This window comes from Bartonella sp. AA81SXKL (assembly GCF_042196945.1).
Classification (GTDB): domain Bacteria; phylum Pseudomonadota; class Alphaproteobacteria; order Rhizobiales; family Rhizobiaceae; genus Bartonella.
Genome location: NZ_JBHIRH010000345.1, coordinates 1 through 277, shown reverse-complemented (window position 1 = coordinate 277; position 277 = coordinate 1). Strand labels below are relative to the sequence as shown.

The 277-nt window shown below is 42.6% G+C and carries 1 protein-coding gene; it reads left to right on the top strand.

Annotated elements, in window-relative coordinates; genetic code table 11:
• The coding region (locus ACFINZ_RS11605) for a TolC family protein (RefSeq protein ID WP_375701598.1) at positions 1-277 on the top strand (277 nt) is incomplete at both ends.

The window sequence follows — 277 nt, the reverse complement described above, 5'->3', positions numbered from 1 at the left end:
AACAAATTACGTTCAAATGCGTGGTTGGCAACAAAAATTATTGATTGTGCGGCAAATTGCTGCAACGCAGCGCAAAACATATGAAGTGATGCAGGCAAAATTAACAGCGGGTGATATTTCTGAGCTCGACGTTTCAAATGCACAAGCGCAAATGGCTAATACAGAAGCCGATATCGCTCAGATGGAAGCAAGTTTGGAAATGAGTATGCATCGCCTTTCCGTCTTAACCGGTCATGTGCCTACGGCTTTGAAGGATCTTTTGCAAAAAAATGCCAAA